A 20,181-nucleotide genomic window follows, 5' to 3' on the forward strand; every position below is an offset into this window, starting at 1 on the left:
ATAAACAATCTGGCCGGAGTCGGTATCTTCGAAATAGACCCGGACCTGCATATGATGGCGGTCGTCGCGAATTTCGCCATCAAGAGAGGCTGTCACAGTGCGGTTCCTTTATGCCCTTCTGGGAGCAATTGTCTTGCACAGAGGTGCGCTCCGCAGCAAGCGCCAATGGCTGCTGCGAAGAAAGAGTGCCAACCGAGTTGCTCGGGTGATCAGAACCAGGAGTCCATCAGGTGAACAAGCTGTGAGCCCGCCGTATAAAAGACTTCCTGCGCTGCACGAAAACGCTGGCGTTCAACGGCAGTGACCGGCAACGGCAGATCGTTCTCCACGATCTGCCCCAATACGTACGAAGCCAAGACACTGCCAAACACTGTGCCTGGTGCGATTCCGCGGCCGTTATAGCCACTAAAAGCGATGACGTTGCGGTCCAGCTTGTGAAGCCGAGGCAAGTTGTCCGAGGTCATTCCAATCATGCCAAACCAGCCGGTTTCAAACTGGACGCCCCGAAGTCGTGGAAAAAGCTTGTGCAACGATCTTCGGGCCCAGGCCCGGTGAATAGATTGCCCAATCCCCTCAAGCGCACCAACACTGCCAAACACGAGTCGCCCGGAGGATCGAGGCGAAATGAAGACAGGACCTCTCGAAACGGGCGGATGATCCCAAAAAGGAACGTTACCGTTATCACGGCCAAGAACTCTACGACTTCATCATCTTCATGGCCAACACTCGTCTGCGACCTGACGAAGCCAAGCGCCTCGAATACCGCGACGTGACCGTGGTCAAAGATCGCGAAACCGACGAGCGTATTTTGGAGATCGAGGTGCGCGGCAAGCGTGGCGTTGGCTATTGCAAGAGCATGCCGAGCGCTGTCGCGCCCTTCTTCAGGTTGCGAAAGCGCAACAAGGCCCAGTCGACCGATCGCATTTTCCCCAACGACCAGCATGTGCTGTTCAACAACATCCTTGAGGAAGAAGGCCTCAAGTTCGACCGCGAGGGACAGCGCCGAACTGCCTATAGCCTGCGGCATACCTACATTTGCCTTCGCCTGATGGAAGGTGCCGACATCTATCAGATCGCCAAGGACTGCCGCACCAGCGTCGAGATGATCGAGAAGTTCTATGCGTCACATATCAAGAACCAGCTGAGCGCTGCAGCTATCAACGTCAAGCGGCTGCCGAGAAACCTGGAAGCACAGGCCGAACCTCGCCCTGCCGCCAAACCGCCACGTGCACCCGCCAAAGCAAGGATCAAGGCGCCGTCGACTTATAGCCGACGCAAACCACACTAAGGTCAAACCTGCACCAGACTGACACCTTGGCGACCGAGTCAGGACGGGCTATGAAGGCCCCGGTACGCGGGCGTGGCGAAACTGGTAGACGCAACGGACTTAAGCGACTGATTGAGTGCTCTCGCGGGAAACCCGGGATGCAGAACTGCCCAAATTCGATGAAGTCCGGCAGCTCAACGAGCGCATGCTTTCATCGGTCCGTCCTGCCTGCATTGCGACGCTCAAAGGGCCAAAGTAGCGGCCCGAAAAGGCTCTGGGCTCCTCGCTGCCTGCGACGCCTTGCTTCGGCCCGACATACTAATACCGCCAGTTTGGCTGGAGAGACGTCCATGGACGAGGTATTCGATACGGACGACGACATCCCCTTCTCCGGTTATGACCCGGATGCCAAAGCGTGGTTTGCCAGCCTTCTGTTCTGGCGACCTTCGCGCTTGTCGGATGAGGAAATGCAGCTCCACTTCAGTCATTGGGATGGGAGATGGAGCGAGCAGACCAACCGCGCAGCGCAACGCCTTGAAGCGAAGGGTCTTGATCTAAACGAAAACTGGGCGCTGTGCGCTCAGTATTGGATCTGCCCGGCGTGTCGCCGCCATAAAAACGATATCTTCCGACTCTCAAAGCGAGGGATGCTGCTCGCCAAACTGGAGCTGCACCACGACCACATGCGTGACTGCATTTGGCCTCGCATACGGGAGCTGTTTGGCAAAGATTGGCTTGAGACACGCCCCAAGTCGTCGATCATGATTCTCGACTATGTCCGTGAATTGACATCGCGTTTCGAGGTTTGCCTCATCTGCTCGGAATGCAACGCAGCAGATGGTAAGGTGAAGATGCGATTTCGTGACGAGATCGATTCACGCTTCAGTTTCACCGCGCAAGAAATCGGCACATTTATCCGCCCGGCTAGCGGCAAGGATCACGAAATCGACTACGAAAAAGCTCGCGCCGCATGGGAAGCTGAGCGGAAGAACTTCCAGACACGCGTTACCCTCCTCGACGAGCTTCTTGGCCATCTCGTCCATGGACGCTTGGCGCGCGAAAATCAAGGCATGGCGAGCACCAGGATTATGAATGGCGCCTTTGACGCCTACTCCCTTCTCATGCGGTCGTTCGAACACGGTACTAAAAATACCGAACGAGCGCAGATGATCTGGACTCTTCGCGACGAATTTTTGGCTCGCTCGACGCGGCGCGATTCCGCGACGCTTGCACCGGTTGATCAGGCACGCCGTCCGGCAGTCGCGCCTACCGACGACGAATATGCAGCCTATGTTGATCCTGTTTCGTCGAAGCGATGGCTTGCTATCTCTTCCGATTGGGCTTGCCCAATCTGTGGGCGGAGCAAGCGCCAACTCATGCGCAAGAGCAAGAGCGGAAAATGGTCGGGGGGCATTCGATCGATCTATGAATGCACCCTGGAGCGAGATGACCTAACGATCGCAAATCGGCAAAGGCTGTTTCCGGACTTCCGAAACGACATCTTTGTGCGGGACATCTCGCAGATCAACGTGTGCGCGGACTGCGCCGGAATCAGTTCTGCCCTCATGAAGGATCAATCGATCCGCGATCCCTATCTTAGTAGCGGGGACCGCCGCGCTTCGATCGTTAGCAGCCAACCCCACAGCACGCATGAGATCGATTTTGAAGCGGCACGGAAACGCGCGATCGCAAACGAGTCCTATGCGGCCGCATCGGCAGCTTTCCATGCTTTTCGGGAACGTGTACGCGATTTTGCCGGGCGGTTCGAGCGCGGGCGTTGCTGGGGAAATACGGAGAAAGAGCTGTTTGACGAATTCGCCGACGATCTCCGTGTCTTTCACGGCATTGAATATCCTGCGGAAGCGATTGATCTCGTCCAATGGCTTTTGACGCAGGCCTCTGGCAGAGACGGCGACGACGTGAGCACAACAAAGCCCGGCAACTGATCCGATTGGGTGACGCTGCACGCGTCAGGCAGCGGCTGCACCGCCCGTTATTTGCGCAATGCAGTGGCGAATCAATGCTCGCGCGAATACCTTATTCGTATCGCCATACTTGAGCTGACGCAGGGCATATGCATAAGCGACGGCCGACACCTCCTGGGGCGATCCAGCGACCGCCAAGGCCCACTGACGGCAGGCGCGAATGAAATCAGGAAACGCACAGCCCGCAACATATGCATCAAGCGTTCCCCACTGACCGAGCAGGGCCTCCGACGGCCACCCCAGCGGCAACCGCGCCGCCTGCAAATGGAAGATCGTGCTCAGCTCCAATGTCACCGGGTCGACCGACGCAAAAGAATGGCCTGCGTCACCGAAATCGATCAACATTGCGACCCCGCGTTGATCAAAGACAATGTTCGCACAGTGAAGATCGCCGTGCTGGCAGCAGCGCGCGGCCGGTATCTGCGTAGCCTCAACTGCGTGAATATCGATCCCGCCAAGCTCCGTCTGGATACCGGGCAAGTCCGTATCGGCGACGATCTGCCTGCGAATCCGCGAGACAGGAACGTTGGCGACGTTGCTCCCTTGATACCAAGGCCTTTCGATGGCTCGGACGGCAGCGGGGATATCGCGTACATCTGCCCTATCGGCGACGATCCGGTCGAAGAGACTTTCGACGGTGTCGCCGACCATCGCGAAGAACAGGCCACCGCGGTTCGCCGCGCCGACATTCACCGTCGTGGCCAAGGTCGGATATCCGCCTGCAGTTAAGCGGGTGATGTCCGTACGGTAGCGATGGCCCTCATCATCGATCATCGCAAGAATCGATACCTTAGCGACCGCCGACGTCACGAAAAGGCCGTCCGCCCGGCTCACCACGACTTTCAGGACGCGTGAGTCCGACAAGCCGCCCGACAACTCCTTGATGCGTGCGGTTGCGCCATTGTTGCGGCGACTGAAGATTCGCAAGACCTGCGCTTCGATGGCTTGTAAGGCCCGTTCGCCTGCGTCCTGCTGAACCGCGATCCGATCCAACTCGGCGCGGGCGGCCGCGAACGCCCGAACCCGTGCAAGGCAGTCGGGAAGCCGCTTCTTCCAGAAAACCTGATACATCTGCTCTGTTGCACCGGTCCCATGAACGTCCTCGACCCGGCTAAATTCGTTGAGCACTTGGGCCGGAAAGTCCGGGTCGACGGTCCCGGTCAGGAAGAAAACCGAGGTTCCCGGCATGCGGCTACGCACTTCCTGGAAAACGGTCCAGCCGTGCTCTTGCGCGTCGTCCAAACCGTCATCGGTCGGAGGAATCCTGCGGTCGAGGATGACGAGATCAAACAGACCGTCCTCGAGCCGCGCTAGAGCCGCATCCCGGCTCCTTGCCCACACGGTCTCGCAGTCCGCGATCTTCGTGAGCTCGCGCACGATATCTTTGGAGAAGGTAATGTTATCCTCGACGAGCAGCACGCGCATGGTCAGCCCGCCTTCTTTGGCCAACGAAGCTCAAAGCGGACGCCGCGTTCATTGGGAACCAGGGTCACCCGGCCACCCAAGGACTCCATGGACTGCTGGACGATAGCCAGACCCATGCCGAGATGGCCTTCCTTGGTCGTCGAGCCGATGTCGAAGGCTTTCTGAATCACACCCTTGAAGCCGACGCCCTGATCCACGATCGAAAGCCAGTAGTCGATGTCCGTTGCCCCCCATGAGACGGTGATCGGCACGTCCTCGAGCGGCGCATTCGCTGCAACCGTAGCTTCCACCGCGTTTCGCAAGCCATTGCTAATGGACAGCGAGACCAGACTGCTGTCTCCGTCCACAACGCATGGCGTCGGCCCGGCGCGCAACAGCCGCAAGCCTTCTGGCCGTACCAGTTCATCAATGCACCGGCCGACGGCCTCGTCGAGCGCGAATTCGTCGATCCTCGGCGCGCTGGCCGCCCGCCGCAAACGGCCAAGCGCGCTCAGAAACTCATCGAGCCGGTCGAGGTTCTGCTTCGTGTTCGATTGCGCAAAATTCACGACCTCGCCTTCGGCGGAAAGCCGAAGGCTTCCCAATATCGGCTCCACCTCATGCAGGAGCTGCGCAGTGGTCGTTTCCAGCGCTTCGGCAAAGATCTGCGCCGCGAATCCTTTTGGCAATTCGTCCGTGTCGACCGAGGCGAGTGAACCCGCCGGCTGCGCGGTTGGCGACACCCGGGCGACCGCGCGCCGCAGGGCGCTCTTGATCCAGGTAACGGTTTCCCGTGCAGCTGCTTCGCGCAAGGCCTGTTCTTCGGCCACTGTCGCATGCGCCGCAAAAAAACGCGCAGCCTCCAGGCGCTCCGTCGCGGATTCGGAGCGTAGCTTGCGCAGTAAGGCGTCAGGATTTCGTTGCGGCATGTGGCAGGTTCTTTGCGTAGAATTCGGCGCGCCGCGCGAAAGCTTCGCGCCCGCCTTCCATGATCGTCGTGATCGCTCCGACGATGGCGGGCTTGTTCGTCGAACCGGACGACCGCGCGAAGCAGCGACTGCCGTCTGACTCCAGGTGGATCACCATATCGGCGCTGCCAAGAACGGGGATGTTGGGATTATGGGTCGCAACGATTGTTTGCGCGCGTGCGCTGCGCGTAGCGATACCCTTGACCAGCGTATCGACGACGAAGCTGTTGTCGAGATGATCCTCAGGCTGATCAAGGACGATCATCCGCTCGAGATGGCGCAGGATGACCGGCAGAACCACCGTGCAGCGCTGCCCCATCGAGAGGAAGTCGATTTCCTTGTAGTCGGCTCCGTCCATCAACGCGATCCGAATGTCGTCTTCGACGATCGTCGTGAAGAGAGCGCCACCTGCATCGCCGCGCAGCGCGTCACAAAGGCGCGCGGCTCTTTCGTCCGTAATCTCGAGATCCTTGGCAATCGTGTCGGTGTCTCGCGCCTCGGCCAGGCGCGCGATCTCGACCGGGCTATACGTCTCGGCAATGCGATCAGCCAGCTCCGCATAGCGCAGCCCACTGCCCCGAAGCGCGGCGTTTAGTGCGCTGACATAGGCCAGGCGCTGCGAATACGGCAGGACAGTCAAGCGCACCGCCGGCCCGAGATCAACATTCAGTTGCTTCGCGATTTTTTCGCGGTCCTTGGTGCGCTCCTGCCTGGCGGCATCGTTTTGTGCGAGCAGCTTTTCTCGCTGCTCCTCCAGGCTTGTAATTCGCGCCGTGCGCTGCGTCCGCAGCTCGACCAGCGACGTCAGCACGGAAACGCGCTGGGTGATGTCGCCGATCTGCTTATCGATGGCGCTCGCACCCTTTTGCTTTTCTTCGATCTTCTGCCGGACATCACGTGCGCGGTTCTCAAAGCCCGTCTTTTGGCTCTGTGCCGCAGCCAGTTTCTTGCGCAGCTCTTCCGCGATCGTGTTCAGCTCTTCAATCCCCGTCCGAATGCGTCCATACGCCGTGCGTTCGCGCTTCCTTAGGTCAGCCAGCTCATCCGCCGTGCCGGCCTGCGTTGGCCACGGCTCAAACAAGGGATGGCGGTCAACGGCCGCATCCACTTCCTCCAGCCATTCTGTGAACGAGTCGACGACACGTTCGATTGACTCGGCGCGCACTCGCGCGGAAGCCAGCGGCGGAGTGAGTTCGTTCAATGACTTCCGGAACCCCTCGATCTCCTTGTGGACGCTGGTCTGCGCCTTGGCCTGCGCTTTCAGCGTTGCCAGCGTAGACTGGAGTTTCGGCAATTCGGCCGTCCGTTCGTCGATATTGTCGATCTCAGCCAACAGCGTCCTGATCTCCCCCGTCAAAGACCGGATCCGCGAGCTCGTCGCGCTTGCTGGCGTGGCAGGACGGGCCGGCAGGAAGCCGTCCACAAGGCGCAGGCGCGACTGCGATTGAAGGCCGATGCTCTCGATCTCGGCCTGTGAGAACACAAATGGCGGCTCGAACCTGTCACCATCTTCGACTTCTGTATCCTGAGCGGTGCGCGAAACCTCGAACCGTTGCTTCCCGTCGGACAGCACGATGGTCACCTTGCCATCGCCAAGCACGCCCAGAGCGTGCTCGGTGGAGTGCTGCTCACTCCCGGCCGTGTACGATCGCGCCCCGAGGCAAAAGCGAATAAGCTCGATGACGGAGCTTTTGCCGGTGCCGCGCGCGCCGATCAGGACGTTAAGCTTGCGAGAAAAGCGTTGATCGAATCCATGAAGGAGTCCGCCCTCAACCTTGATTGATTCAATCCACAAAGCCACTCTCCAATGCCACGCCGGGTGGCACATAGGTTCAAATCACCGCAATGGGACGACGGAAGATGAATCTCGTCGAGATAAACAACCGGCCCATCCTTAGGCGGAGGCGCGTGCGTGTGGCCTCTCCACAAATAGGGAGTGCCGAAGGCTTTTACGCAAGCCTTGATTTCCGCGATGATCTCGTCACCGGGCCGCGTAGGAAAGATTGCCTTGATTCCCCAGGCCGAAGCTGGGATGTCGATCTCGTCCGACATTCAAACTCCTTTGCATTTTACGCGATCCTCCCTGAGTGACTTCGACTTGGTTGCCGATTTGTTCTAAAGTACGTCGGCTGGAAGCTGAGTCGCAACCGGTGACTGATCCTTTCCCAACCGTTCACAAGCACGTTGTGCGCGGGCGTAGTGGGTTTTGCCTTTCGAGGCGAAGCCGGCCCAATCAATTGGCTCGGCAAGTTTCGTCGGCAAGAGCTTCTGCTCGGTCAGGCCGGCGATATGGGGCGAGGAATTCACACTCGTCCCGAGCTGTTAAATCAGCACTATTGAACTCGCTATGATTCCATTCGAACGATTAAGATTTTGCTAAAGCTGCACACATCAGAGCGAATGGGACTTTGCGATGAATCATATAGTTTGGCTCCAGGGACGTAACTTTGTGGATGTAGGCAATGAGCGTCGATGACTACATGAAACGCATGCTGGCCGATAACGCCGCCATGCAGCGGGCGGCGGGAGTTGCAGATCCGCTCGGGCAGCATCGGAGCATTCTCGATGCGATCAGCATGCAGGATCGGTTTTCGGAAATCGACCGCGTAAGCCGCCAGATTGCCGGGTTGGGAGCCATTGACCAGAAGCTGCTGGATGCAGCCAAAGGCATTAACATCATAGACACCGCACGGCTTACAGGAGCGCTTAATCTCGACATGGCCGGAATAGGCGCTCTCGCTGCCGGCGCCGCCGACCATCTCAAGCTGCTCGCGGGCCCGCTTGACGATCTGCGCAATTTTGGCGCAGTGGACAACCTTGCATCCATGCGCGCCGATATTCTGGCTATGAAAGGCGCCTATGCCGAGTATGCCGACCGTTTCCGCTTGCCCGGTCATGACGAGATGGACCGGCTCGCCAAGGCCGCGCTCGGAGCGGGATCCGTAGCTTCTCACCTTGCGGATGCCGCAACGGCGAGCAACGTCTTCAGGGCGGCCGTGCAGTCGATGCATACGCCGTGGCTCTTGCACGATAATACTGCGCAATCCGCCCGGGCCTTCGCGGAAATCCAGGCGATTGGGCATGGCTTGAGAAACTTCGCGCCCTTCGATGCGGCGCTATCGGATACGCTGCGCCTCTCGCTTGGCGATTGGCGAAACATACCCTCGTTTCCACCCGCTATCTTTGACAATGCAATCGCGCGTTCGGAGTTCTATGTCTCGCGCGGCTTCAATCCGGACCTGACCGAATTCACCGCCGAGGCCTTCGACGAAACCACGACCATTGCCGGGCTTGATGCGCAGGAATATTCCGAAGCCGCCGACGATGAGGAAACAGGTCTTATTCGCACCAATCGCGCCCACGACCGATTGCAGCGCTTTGAACGGCAGCTACGCGCGTTTATTGACCGCTTGATGACGGCCGAGTTCGGCGAGGCCTGGACCAAGCACCAGACGCCGCCCGGCATGCTTGATAATTGGAAGAACGCAAAACAGGCGGCAATGGCACGGGGCGGCGCAGATGAACCGCTGATCGCCTATGCGGATTTCACCGATTACATCAAAATCATCGAACGCAGCGACAACTGGAAGCGAGTTTTCGCGGCCGCATTCAATCGCCGCGAAAGCGTACAAGAATCATTCTTCCGTTTGTTCCCTATCCGGATTTCGGTCGCGCACGCACGCATCATCACGCTGGACGACGAAATGTACTTGAAGGTCGAAATGCATCGCCTCAGCAAGGCCATTGAGGAAAAGTACTAACGATCAATCCCCGCCGCTTGCAGTGAGCACGTCACTGGAAAGTCGGCCTGGCAGCAGACCCAATAGATGCGCTCCTCGGCGGACTCCGCTCAAGGTGTCTCCGGCGATCAGATCGATGGCCGTTTCGCTCGGCGACCACCATGGGTTCGCTCTCCGTTGGCGGAGGCGGATGGTCCATGGCTGTTGGCAGGTTTTTGGTTTAGTTGGCACGTGACGAGGTGACGGTATGCCCTGTAACATACCGCCATGACTCGCACGGTTCGCCAGATCAACACCAAGCCAGGCCGCTCACAGGATAAGGGACCACGCCCCTTTTCAGACTTCGGGGATACGCCATGTCTCGTGCTGCTCGGCGACCCCGGCGCAGGCAAAACACATGTTTTCACCCACGCAGCCAAGGCGGACGGTGGGAGATTCATCAAAGCACGGGCCTTTCTCAGCCTGCCCGCGTCCACGCTTGCGGGTCAGCCCCTCTTCATCGATGGCCTTGATGAGCAACGCGCCGGCCGCTCCGACCGGGGCATTATCGATGCTCTAGTGGCCAAGCTCTTTGAGGTAAACCCACCCAAGGTTCGGGTCTCGTGCCGAGTCGCGGATTGGTTGGGCGACAGTGACCTTGCGGGACTGCAGCCTTTCTTTGATCAGCACGGGGAAACCGCCGTGCTGCTGCTGCAAAGTCTCGACCGAGCCGAACAGCTCGCGGTGCTTGCCGCGATGGGGGCAAAGTCCCCCGCGGAAGCGTTTCTGGATGAAGCGGCTCAACGTGGGCTCGATGACTTTTTCGAGAACCCACAGAACCTTCGCATGCTATGGCGGGCGGTTCAAGCCGGCGACTGGCCGGAAACGCGCAGTAGGCTGTTTGATACCTCGGCAAGTTTGCTGCTTCAGGAGTTCGACGATGAGAGGGCCCGCGCGGGCAGCGGCTCATTCGCCGCCGCGGAACTCAGGCCGGCGGCGGGCGCGCTTTGCGCCGCGCGGCTCATCAGCGACATCACGGCCATCAGCCTGAAGGAGCAGGAAGGCACGCCGGATATTCCGGGTTATCGCTCGCTTGTTTTCATGCCGAAGGAAAAGGTGCTTGCGGTGTTAGGGCGACGCATCTTCGATGCCGGGCCCGAGGCGGAGACGGTTGATTACTCCCATCGCACGATGGCGGAGTATCTGGCAGCCGAATTTTTGGCAGCGCGGGTCCGCGCCGGCCTGCCCTTTGGTCGCGTCCAGGCGCTGATTGGTGCAGACGGCCACCCCGCAGCCGAACTGCGTGGCCTGCATGCCTGGCTTACCGTACATCTGCCAGAGCGTGCGGAAGAACTCATTGAAGTCGACCCCTATGGGGTGCTGACCTATGGCGATGCGGCGGGGTTATCACCATCCACCTGCGTCAGTCTCGTTCGCGCCCTCGACCGCCTGTCCGCGCAAAACCCGTGGTTTCGGTCGGGCGGCTGGGAGGCGCGAACCATTGGCGGGCTATCGCGTCCGGATATGACGCAAGAATTCCGGGCCATCCTCAACAACCCGGCTTCCGGTTTTGGCGTTCGCTCGGTCGTGGTCGACGCATTGATGCTGGGTGGCCTCGTCCCGGAGATGGTGCCGGACCTTGCCGCTGTTCTTGTGCGCCAGGCATCACCCTTCGCGGAGCGCGCGCATGCACTAGCGGCGTTGCTCCGTTATGGCACCGATGGCGAGACGGCTATCCGACAGGCATTCAGCAATCTCGGGGCAACCGACGGGCTGCGGCTGCGTTCGGAAATCATTCGCGCGCTCTATGGCCGGCCTTATGGCGCGGCGGAGGTGGTGGCGTTGCTCAATGACACGGCCCGCGGCGGGGACAAGGGTGGCGCCGGGCTATTCTGGCAGCTGGCTGACCTCATTCCGATCGAGGACCTTCCCGCAATCCTTGATGGCGTAGTGCCTATCGATGACAGGAGGCGCGGGGATCGACACGCATGGGAATCAGGCTCGTTCTACGCGCGCCTTCTCGTGCGGGCATGGCGGGGGCTCCCGGTCCTTGATCCTGAGCGAACGATCGCATGGTTGCGCAAGCGCGCCGCCTTTAAGGGGGGCACGAACGAAACCCGGGCCCGGGATCTGCGCGCCGCGATGCACGAAGCGCCGGAAAGGCTTTTGCCTCTTGCGCAGTACTTTCTCCGCAACATCCCAGTGGACAAAGACCAGTGGCTTCATTGGCAGCGCTTTCGCGAAACGCTGCTTCATGAACTTAGCGCCGTCGCCTGGCTAGCCCTTTTGCAGGAAGAGCTGCTGGCGAGCCCGGTTGGCAGCGAGCGGCGCGGCTTCCTTTATCATCTCTCATTCAGTCTCTGTTACCAAGCCGATGAGCCTTATGCGAGCGAAGCCTTCGCAGCGCTTTATGCGCTTGCAGACGGCGATGAGACCCTGGCCAGCCTTCGCACACAGGCGACCGTCTCGAATTTACCTTCCAATTATTTGGCGGGCCGCACGTCAGAACCGGAGGTAGATGTCGATGAGAGCCGCGAACAGCAGCGCCAGCAATTCGACCGGGAGGTTGAACAAATTCGCAGCGGGCTTCATGCGGGCTGGATGCTGCATCTGATGCGGTTCTACTATGCATTTTATGATGAAGCGGACCGGGCAGCGTCACCGCGCGCGCGGCTTGGGGCGTGGATAGGGGACGAGCGCCTCGAAGCCGCGCTCGAAGGCTTGAAAGCCACCTTGTCCCGAGATGATGTGCCGACCACCGCGGCTGTCTTGGCTTCGGCCGCCAAGCGGATGCACAGCGATTGGTGGTATGTTTTGTCCGCAGGATTAAACGAGCGGTTAGGTGCCGGACAAGATTTTTCAGGCCTCGGCGATGATTTTCTCGCCGGGATACTCATTTTCGACGTTGCCAACCCGGTTTCTGAGGAGCGCGACGGGACCGAGCAATGGGTGGTGCAGCCCTTGCGCCAGGAGCTTACCTTGCGCCGCCCTCAATTTGTGCGAGATGCCTACATCAAACTCGCTAAACTCCACCTCGGGCAAGGCGGGCAACACGCCGAAGCTTTACACGAACTGCTCGGCGATGAAGCGTTTGCGGCTTATCGCAAGGACACCGTGCTCGATCTTCTAGCCTCGCATCCAAACGCCTACACGTTCGACCTCGCTAAGATGCTGCGCACGGCGCAAAAGCTTCCGGCGGCGCATGATGCGCTGCTCGCCCTCTGTCGCACGCAGCTAGCAGGCCACGTGCTTGCCGAGCCGCAGCGGGATCTTTGGCTGGTCTCAGCATTTGCGCTCGCGCCTAAAGAATTCGAAAGCGAGGTCAAACAGCGGGCGATGGCGCATCCATCGTTCGTATTCGATCTCCGCGACCAGGGCACGTCCCTTGACCAGGAGGCGTCCGCGCCAGTGCCCGTGCGTTCCCTGCAGGAAATGGAATTCTTGGCGACGTTGACCGGCACGCTCTTTCCCGATGCCCCACATCCTTCGGGCGTGTGGGATGGCGACCGAAACGCGTGGGATGCGGCGGGCTGGGTACGCGGGCTTATCAATGCGATTTCCTCGTCGACGGCAGATTTCGCAGGTGAAGCGCTGGAGCGCTTGAAAAATAATGCGGATATCGCGTCGTATCGGCTCCATATCTTCCACGCCTACGAAAGCCAGAAACAGCGGCGACGGGAGGCCTCTTTCGAGCGTCCCGATTGGCCGCAAACCGTGACAGCGTTGGACAACGGGCCGCCCGCGACCGTAGCGGATCTTCACGCTCTCCTGGTTGCGCAGCTTCGAGACGCGCGGCGACGCATTCAGCGGACGAACACAGATATCTTCAAATATTTCTGGAACGTGGATTCATATAATCGGCCTGGAGAGCCGCGTCCGGAGGAAGCCTGCCGGGACGCGCTTATCGACGTGATACGTCCGACCTTGCAGCCTTTAGGCATCGCCGTTGAACCGGAGGCCCATATGGCAGGCGACCGGCGTGCAGACATGTCGGTCGTCATTCCCGGCGGCAAGGTGATGTGCGAATGGAAGCGAGACTACCATTCCAAAGTCTGGACAGCGATTGAAGGCCAGCTCGAGCGTTTTTACGCGCATGATCCGGACGCCAAGGGCTTCGGCGTGTTCGGCGTGTTCTGGTTCGGCGACAAGAGACCCCAGATTATTCCAGCGCCTCCGAACGGAATGCAGCGGCCGCAATCAGCCGCCGAGATGGAGCGAATGCTCATCGAGCTGACCCCAACCGCCATGCGCTATCGCCTGGCGGTCATCGTCATCGACGTGTCTGGCGACTTCTGAGCCAACGGCGAGCTGCACTGTCTCCTGGAACGATGGCGTTGAAGACATTGGAGCTCTGCAAAGTAGCGTCCGCTCTTACGTCGCGAAAGCGCGTGGGCAATTGAGTCCTCCGACAAGACCACAGAGCTTCGCAGATTTGGTTGTGGATGTCACTGCCGGTTGAATCTCAAAAAATGCATCTGCGCGTGCGCGACTAACTGCGCGAGCGGTCGGTCAGTCTGCGCGTCGGAGGCAACGAACTCTAGCCGGCGATGAAAACTAGAATAAGCTACAATTGGGCCTATTGATTAGCGTGGCGGAGTTCGCCAACGTTCGCTATCGCTTGTTCAACGGACTTCTCCAAATCGGATCTAAGTCATTGAAATGTCTGGCGCACCACTCAGAATAAAACTGCAAACTCCTATGCGATTGAGATTGATTGCTGTCTAAGAATCGGAACGGCGAGGAGCTCACTGGTGATATGCTGTAAACGGAGGGTGTTACGCCGGTGGATACTCATGACGCGGTATGGCGTCGTCGTCCGGTGGTGTCGGTCGGATGAGTTCCTTACATCGATCTCGTCGCGCCAGCATCCGGGACTGCCCGAACGCCTTATCGTTCAATCCAGTCCAGTTCCCCGAGTGTCAGGTAGACGACAGCACCGCGCGGTGCGCCGACTGCTTCCAGATACTGCAGCAGCTGGCCGGCATAGGTCTGCCGGTCGGCGGTAGTCGGCGCCACGTCGCTCTTCCAGTCAAAGGCGACAACGGCCCGGCCGACTGCGACGGCAACGGCGTCTGCGCGTCCAGCCACCAGGATGCCGCCGGCGTCACGGGAGCTGTAGAGCGCCATCTCCGGTACTAGCGTGGCACGGTGTTCGGCGACGCCCGGCAGACTTAGGGCTCGCAAGACGGTCATGGCCATCTCCGCGGGAGCGGGCAGCGCTCCCGCTTCTGGCGGGCTCAGGTGCGCGAGGAGGACGCCGGCTCGGGCTTCCAGAACAGCTGCCGCCTCCTCGATCTCTCCCGTCAATACCTCTTCGATCAGCTTGTGCAGCACCGCGCCCCGGATTGCGCTGCCCATGACCGTCACGAGACCCGCGGGGTCAGCGTCAGCGGCCTCGTCGATCCGTGCAACCTCGACCAGGCGATCGGCGTCGCCGTCGCTTGGCCGAACCCACCGGATCGGCCGGGACGCATCCGCGATCGCGGCTTGCTCAGCGGCAAACACCTCCTCGCTCTGATGGTTTTCTTCTGCCGCGACCCGCACCGGAGGACGCCGAGAGAAGCGCGCGGCATCCCATTCCGGGATACCATCCTGCCCCAGATCGAGAAGGTGCGCCCAGCTATTGGCGCGTGGTACCGACAATGTCGGCAGGATCAGCATTTCGATCGCCCGCGTGCAAGCGACGTACAGAAGCCGCTCGTGCTCCTCTGCGCTGTCCTGGTCGTCGAAGCTGATGGCATCCGCGATCGCTGGCGGAACGACATCGCCCAGCACCCAGTGCAGCGTGTCGTCCTGACGGCGGTGGATAAACGGCTCGCGCCGTCTGAGTTCAGATCCCATATTGATCGGAATGACAATCGGCCATTCGAGGCCCTTGGCGCTGTGGACCGTGATGATTTCGATCGCTTCGCGGTCCGCATCCAGCCGCGCTTCGTCGTAGGGCTCGGGTCCGAGAGGACCGCCCTCCCAGTCAGCGTCAATGTCCTGCGCCAATTGCTTGAGGCCGCGCACGCCATAGCGGCGTGCGCGCTCCATCAGAAGGTCGAGATTGGCCAGAGCGCGGGCTGCTTGGTCGCTGCCTCGCGCGGCAAGTGTGGCCCGCACGCGCAGCCGATCGATCGCCTCGCTCAGCAGCAGAAACGGCGTCGTTCGCCGCACACGCCGCCGCAGATCTCGGAGTACGATCAGCGTCTCCCGCGCCAGCAGATGGTTGATCTGCTCTGGCAGTGTCTGCAACGTCAACCTCGGAGCCGACGGGCCATCTATTGTCCCGTCCGGCGCGAGAGCCCGCGTGATATCGAGCAATTCGTGATTGGTGAGACCGACGAGCGGCCCGCGCAACAGAGCGCCGAGCGCCAGCGTATCACCTGGGTCCGCCAGCGCGCGGATCAGCGCGACGAAATCCTGCGCTTCTTGGCGGCGGAAGAGGTTGCGGCCGGCCTGCGAGACGAGAGGCAGGCCACGCTCCTCGAGCGCCCGTTCGTAACGCCAGAGCTCGGTGCCGACCGGCGCGAGCAAGGCGATGTCGCCGGGCACGATCGAGGAGGTTTCTCCGCCGGATCGCCGCACGCGGATATTTCCGATGAGCTGGGCGCAGATGTCGGCAACGGCTCGTGCTTCCTCGTCGCGTATGAACGCCGCGCGGCTTTTCTCGCCGATACGGATCGTGGCTTTCATGACGCAAGGAAGACCATGCTCTGCTGGACCAAGCGAGGACACGAGGGGAACGTAACCCGGCGCCTGTCGGCCCAACGGATCGCGGAAACAGCGATTGACGTGGTCCAGGATCTCGCCGCGTGACCGGAAGCTCGTCGTGATCCGCAAGATATTGCCTGGAAACTGCCGCTCGACGGCATTGCGCGCCTCCATATAGGTTGCGACATCAGCGCCTCGAAATCTGTAGATCGCCTGCTTCGGATCGCCGACCGTAAACAGGTTGCCCGGAATCAGTTCCCGCGCCTGCCAGGCCGGAGCAGCGCCGGGAGCGCTGGCGATCAGAAACAAGATCTCGGCCTGCACCGGATCTGTGTCCTGGAATTCGTCGACGAGGATCCGCGTGTAGCGGCTTGACGCCGCCTGCCGGACGGTTTCGTGACCGCGCACAAGCGCGCGCGTGGCGAGCAGCAGATCGTCGAAGTCAAGAACGGCAGCATTGCGCTTGAACGCCTCGAAGTCTTCAAGGAGCTCATCGAGCGCGCCGGAGAAGGTCGCGACCAGCGCTGTCGCGATGCCGCCGAGAAGAACACGAAACTCCGCCGCGCACCGGTCATAGTGGGATGCGGCCTGCTCTGCGAGGCGCGTGCCTTCGTCCTTGCCGGCAACGTACTTCCAGGCCCCCAAGCGCCGATACGGGCGCAGATCGTTAGAGCGCCAGGCCATTGCATTGACGCGAGGCGGATGGGCAAGCTCCCAGAGCCGCTCGAATGACGGGGCAGGATCGAAGGCGCCCGCGAAGAAGGCGGCGAGCCTCTCGAGATCTGCAACGTCTTCGAGCGCCCGGTCGGGAGCCCGCGTGCCGTCGATCCAGCGGCGAAATTCCTGCACACTCTCGACAAACTCCAGATCCGCGTGTTCGGCGAGATCGCGGGGCAGAGGCTTTGCGGTCCGAAAGTCGCGCCGGAACTTGCCGAGCTTCTTCAGGGTATCGACAGCCTCCCTTGGGTCTCGTCGCGCCATCACAACGACCGGATCGGTCGGATCGGCCTTTTCGCCGAGACGCCGCCGCAGCCAACGCTCGAACACGGTCGTGAACGCAAACTCGGTCTGGACCGCATCGAGAACCTCGGCGCCAGGATCGACACCCGCCTCGATTGCGTAGCTGCGAAGCAACTTGTGGCAGAAACCATGGATGGTGGTTGCCGTCAGTTCGTCCAGTCGCGCGCGCGCCGCTATCAGCGCGGCTCTCTCCGGCGCGGTCAAGGTTTTGTCGACGGCGAGCGTTAGGTCATCGGGGACGTTTCCATTCAGCAGCTCGTTCACGAACCGCTCAACGCGCACGCGCAATTCTCCGGCCGCGAGCTCGGTGAACGTGATGGCGGCGATGTTGCGCGGCGCGACACCGCTGGCCAGGAGCATGGTGACACGGCCGGCTAGCAGCGAGGTCTTGCCGGTACCTGCCGCAGCCTCGACAAGCAAGGTTTGATCAAGGACAGTGAGGGCGCGCCGCCGGTCGGCGCTGTCGGCGAGCGCGTTCATGGCAACTCCCAAAATCGGGCCAGATCGCCGGCCGCGGCGATGAACGCAGCCTGCTTTCTGCGGAAGTAGGCAGGAGATGCAGGAAGCGCGAGCCGAAGATCATTGAGACGGTCGCCGGCGGCCGGCCCCGGAACAGCATGGCCGCGCGTCAAGGCAGCGCAGGCCGCGTTGACAGAGGCTGCGGTTTGCGCAATTGCGTCATTGAGATCCGGCAGCAAGAAGATCGCGGGTTCACCTTTCAGATAGATGAGCCGGGTTCGAATGGCGGGCACGTCCGGCAGAAGTTGGCGGCATGCCAACGCGTATAGGACACGCTGCAATTCGGCGCCGCCGGCAATGATTCTCTCAGCGGCATTCTCCGGCCGCTCGCCAGTCTTATAATCGGTGACACGGACAGCGACGCCACCGGCGCGCAGGTCGACGCGATCGATTTTTCCGCGAATGGCGACGGCCGTACCGGGCACGTCGACGCGCAACGCAGGGTCCCACGGCCAATCCGGACTTTTAGGCTCTGGCGGATTGGCTTGCTCACCGAAAGGCACCTCGGTCCAGCTGCGCGTGCCGCTCTCGGTGAATATCTCGTTCGTCAGGCCAGCCAGCGCCATGGCGGATGCCTGGCGCACGGTGTTGACCCAGAGCACCTCGGGCGGCACCGGCCGTTCCAGCGGCCACGTTGCAATCACGTGTCGCACCGCCGCCTCCAACGCGCCCTCGATCTCCTCCGCACCGGCCACGGTGAAACCGGGCATCGGCTCGAGCGCATCGACGGCGCGGCGCAAAAGCTCATGGACCAGCCGGCCGAATTCATCGGGTGGAAGGATCAGTGGACGCTCCCGGTCGTCCGGCGCACGCCATCCGAGAGCGTATTTCCAGACAAAGCCCAGCGGATCGCGCAGCAGCCGCGCCAGAGAAGTCGGAGACTGGATCTCTGCGAGGCTTTCGGCGATGACGGTATGATCTGCGACCAAGAGCCCGTCATGGGCAGTCAAATCCGGTCTGTGCCAGCTCTGCCAGCATCGCAGGGCAGAGCCTGTCGCGAGGTGCTTGGCTATCTCTTGCGGGCGCGCTGTAAGCCGGTCCGATTCGCTCGCCGCTTGGTCTGTGATCCGCCTGCGCGCGAGGGCGAGCGCATTGCCGCCCGGAGCGAGGAGCGGGCTCGGGCCCGCCCGACCGCCCTGCGCGTTGCGACGGCTGCGGGAAAGAACAATGCCCTGTGTCGCGTAAGCGGCAATGATGCCGAATGCCCGCCGGTCCGCTTCAGCGGGCGGATCGGCGTCGAGGGGACCCGGCGGTCCAATATGGTCCGGCAGCAGAGGGTCTTCGCCTGACGAGCGTGGCCATCCGCGCTCCGTCAGTCCAAGCAGACGAACCCAAGGGCGTGGCGATGCAGCTAGCTGCCACGCTGGCGCCCAGGCCACGGAGTCGCTGGCATCTCGCTCATCCTCGACTCGGATTTTACGCAGCGAAAGCTCCAGAGCGGCCGCTGGAGCGCTTCGTGTCGCCCGCTCCCAGAGGCGGTGCGCACGGCCACGCAGGAACGCGTCCGCCGCTTCTTCAGCCGCGACGGTTCCTCGTTCCAGCAAGGTCAGCAGGGGCATCACAATCGGGCGCGGATCGGTATCTGGAAAGGTCAGCTGGTCGAGAGCCCGAACCCATTCCGCGGCCGAGGTAAGCGAGGCACTGCGCGGCACGCGCAGCCAGTCGCGCGGCAAAGCGTCGAGCGCCGTTCGCTCGCCTGCTGCCAGAGCAAACAGACGCCGCACGCGGGCTTGGCTGAGGCCGTGGAGCAGTACATCCGCGAGCGCTGCGCAACGCTGTCCATCCGCGGTGCCAAGACACGGCCGGCCGTGCGGAAAACTCACCGGCAGTTTGGTTTCTTGCACCAGCGCGACGATGTACTCGTCCCATTCGTCGGTGCTGACGCCACAGACCGCGATGTCCCGGGGCTCGGCTTGTCCCGAGGCAATCAAGGCGCGCGCCCAGCGAAAAGCCTCGAGCACCTCGTGTCGGGGATCGGCGCACGTGACCTGGACGGGCGTCGCCGCCACGGCGGTCGCCGTTCTGACCTCCCCGGCAAACCAGGCCGTGTCGGCGCCGGGCGGCGCGGTCCAGACAACCGGCGCGATGGCGCAGAGATCATGGATGATCGGTCGCCAGACCGGCTCGATGAAGTGTACCCCCATGATGGAGACCGGGCCCAACACCGCGGGGGCCCATTGCATTCGCGCGCGCGCCTCGTCACGGAGATCCATCGGCAGGCGCGCGCCGCCGGCTAGGAATTCGCGGACGCGGTTCTCAAGCAGAGCAAGATCGCGGATTCGCGCGTTACCGTCCGGCGCGTGAGCGAGACGGGTGTCCGCGTTCCATGCCGCTCTCATCGTTCGCGCGACAGCGCGCGTCATCCCGGGAAGATGCCGAACGGTCTCGATGTCCTCGAAGCCGCCCGCATCAAGGGCGCGGGCGACAACAAATTCAAGCTCCTCGCCTGTCACTTGATGCAGGAAGCCGCCTGCCAGCCGCGCCGCCAATTGCGTTGCCGTCATGATCTGCAGACCGTTCTCGCCATCGCGTGCGGCGGCCGCGCGGCGGGTGGCGAATGCCAGCCCGCCCTGGACGATAACGGTCCTCCTCATCACCACTTT

General features: G+C 61.4%; 9 protein-coding genes and 2 pseudogenes. 4 read left to right on the forward strand and 7 right to left on the reverse strand.

Translation table 11 applies throughout. The features are described 5' to 3' along the window. A pseudogene (locus FXB38_RS43885) lies at positions 1–96 on the reverse strand (4-hydroxybenzoyl-CoA thioesterase); the annotation flags it as partial. Between the two features lie 113 nt (positions 97–209). Then, positions 210–643 (reverse strand): annotated as a pseudogene (locus tag FXB38_RS19630) (FAD-dependent oxidoreductase); the annotation flags it as partial. A 72-nt stretch (positions 644–715) separates the two neighbouring features. Here FXB38_RS19630 and FXB38_RS19635 point away from each other — a divergent pair. Continuing rightward, the gene (locus tag FXB38_RS19635) at positions 716–1,288 is read left to right on the forward strand and encodes a site-specific integrase (RefSeq protein ID WP_187435002.1); all 573 of its coding nucleotides are present in this window, start codon (positions 716–718) and stop codon (positions 1,286–1,288) included. Between the two features lie 329 nt (positions 1,289–1,617). Next, positions 1,618–3,213, forward strand: a complete 1,596-nt coding sequence (locus tag FXB38_RS19640; protein ID WP_148752636.1) for a hypothetical protein — start codon at positions 1,618–1,620, stop codon at positions 3,211–3,213. Between the two features lie 24 nt (positions 3,214–3,237). Here the strand turns inward: FXB38_RS19640 and FXB38_RS19645 are convergent, their stop codons facing one another. Genes FXB38_RS19645 through FXB38_RS19655 form a run of 3 tightly spaced genes read right to left on the reverse strand, consistent with a single transcriptional unit; the run spans position 3,238 to position 7,419 of the window. Further along, complete coding sequence (locus FXB38_RS19645) at positions 3,238–4,701, reverse strand: phosphotransferase (protein ID WP_148752637.1); 1,464 nt, start codon at positions 4,699–4,701, stop codon at positions 3,238–3,240. Then, on the reverse strand, positions 4,680–5,585 hold the full coding sequence (locus FXB38_RS19650) for a sensor histidine kinase (protein ID WP_148752638.1): 906 nt from the start codon (positions 5,583–5,585) through the stop codon (positions 4,680–4,682). The genes FXB38_RS19645 and FXB38_RS19650 overlap by 22 nt, the downstream gene beginning before the upstream one ends. Further along, positions 5,566–7,419, reverse strand: a complete 1,854-nt coding sequence (locus FXB38_RS19655; protein WP_148752639.1) for a coiled-coil domain-containing protein — start codon at positions 7,417–7,419, stop codon at positions 5,566–5,568. Before FXB38_RS19655 ends, FXB38_RS19650 begins: the two co-directional genes overlap by 20 nt. A gap of 667 nt (positions 7,420–8,086) precedes the next feature. Here FXB38_RS19655 and FXB38_RS19660 point away from each other — a divergent pair. Then, on the forward strand, positions 8,087–9,385 hold the full coding sequence (locus FXB38_RS19660; RefSeq protein WP_148752640.1) for a Swt1 family HEPN domain-containing protein: 1,299 nt from the start codon (positions 8,087–8,089) through the stop codon (positions 9,383–9,385). Between the two features lie 246 nt (positions 9,386–9,631). Beyond that, positions 9,632–13,639 (forward strand): NACHT domain-containing antiphage protein EruA, encoded by a 4,008-nt coding sequence (gene eruA, locus FXB38_RS19665; protein WP_148752641.1) that lies wholly within the window; start codon positions 9,632–9,634, stop codon positions 13,637–13,639. Positions 13,640–14,230: 591 nt separating this feature from the next. Here the strand turns inward: eruA and FXB38_RS19670 are convergent. Both FXB38_RS19670 and FXB38_RS19675 read right to left on the reverse strand, forming a co-directional pair. Further along, positions 14,231–17,539: a UvrD-helicase domain-containing protein gene (locus FXB38_RS19670; protein WP_148752642.1), complete on the reverse strand. Its 3,309-nt coding sequence runs from the start codon at positions 17,537–17,539 to the stop codon at positions 14,231–14,233. Next, on the reverse strand, positions 17,536–20,172 hold the full coding sequence (locus FXB38_RS19675; protein WP_148752643.1) for a PD-(D/E)XK nuclease family protein: 2,637 nt from the start codon (positions 20,170–20,172) through the stop codon (positions 17,536–17,538). The genes FXB38_RS19670 and FXB38_RS19675 overlap by 4 nt, the downstream gene beginning before the upstream one ends. Between the last annotated feature and the right edge of the window lie 9 nt (positions 20,173–20,181).

The sequence above is a fragment of the Bradyrhizobium cytisi genome (genome assembly GCF_008123515.1).
In the GTDB taxonomy this organism is placed as follows: Bacteria; Pseudomonadota; Alphaproteobacteria; order Rhizobiales; family Xanthobacteraceae; genus Bradyrhizobium; species Bradyrhizobium cytisi.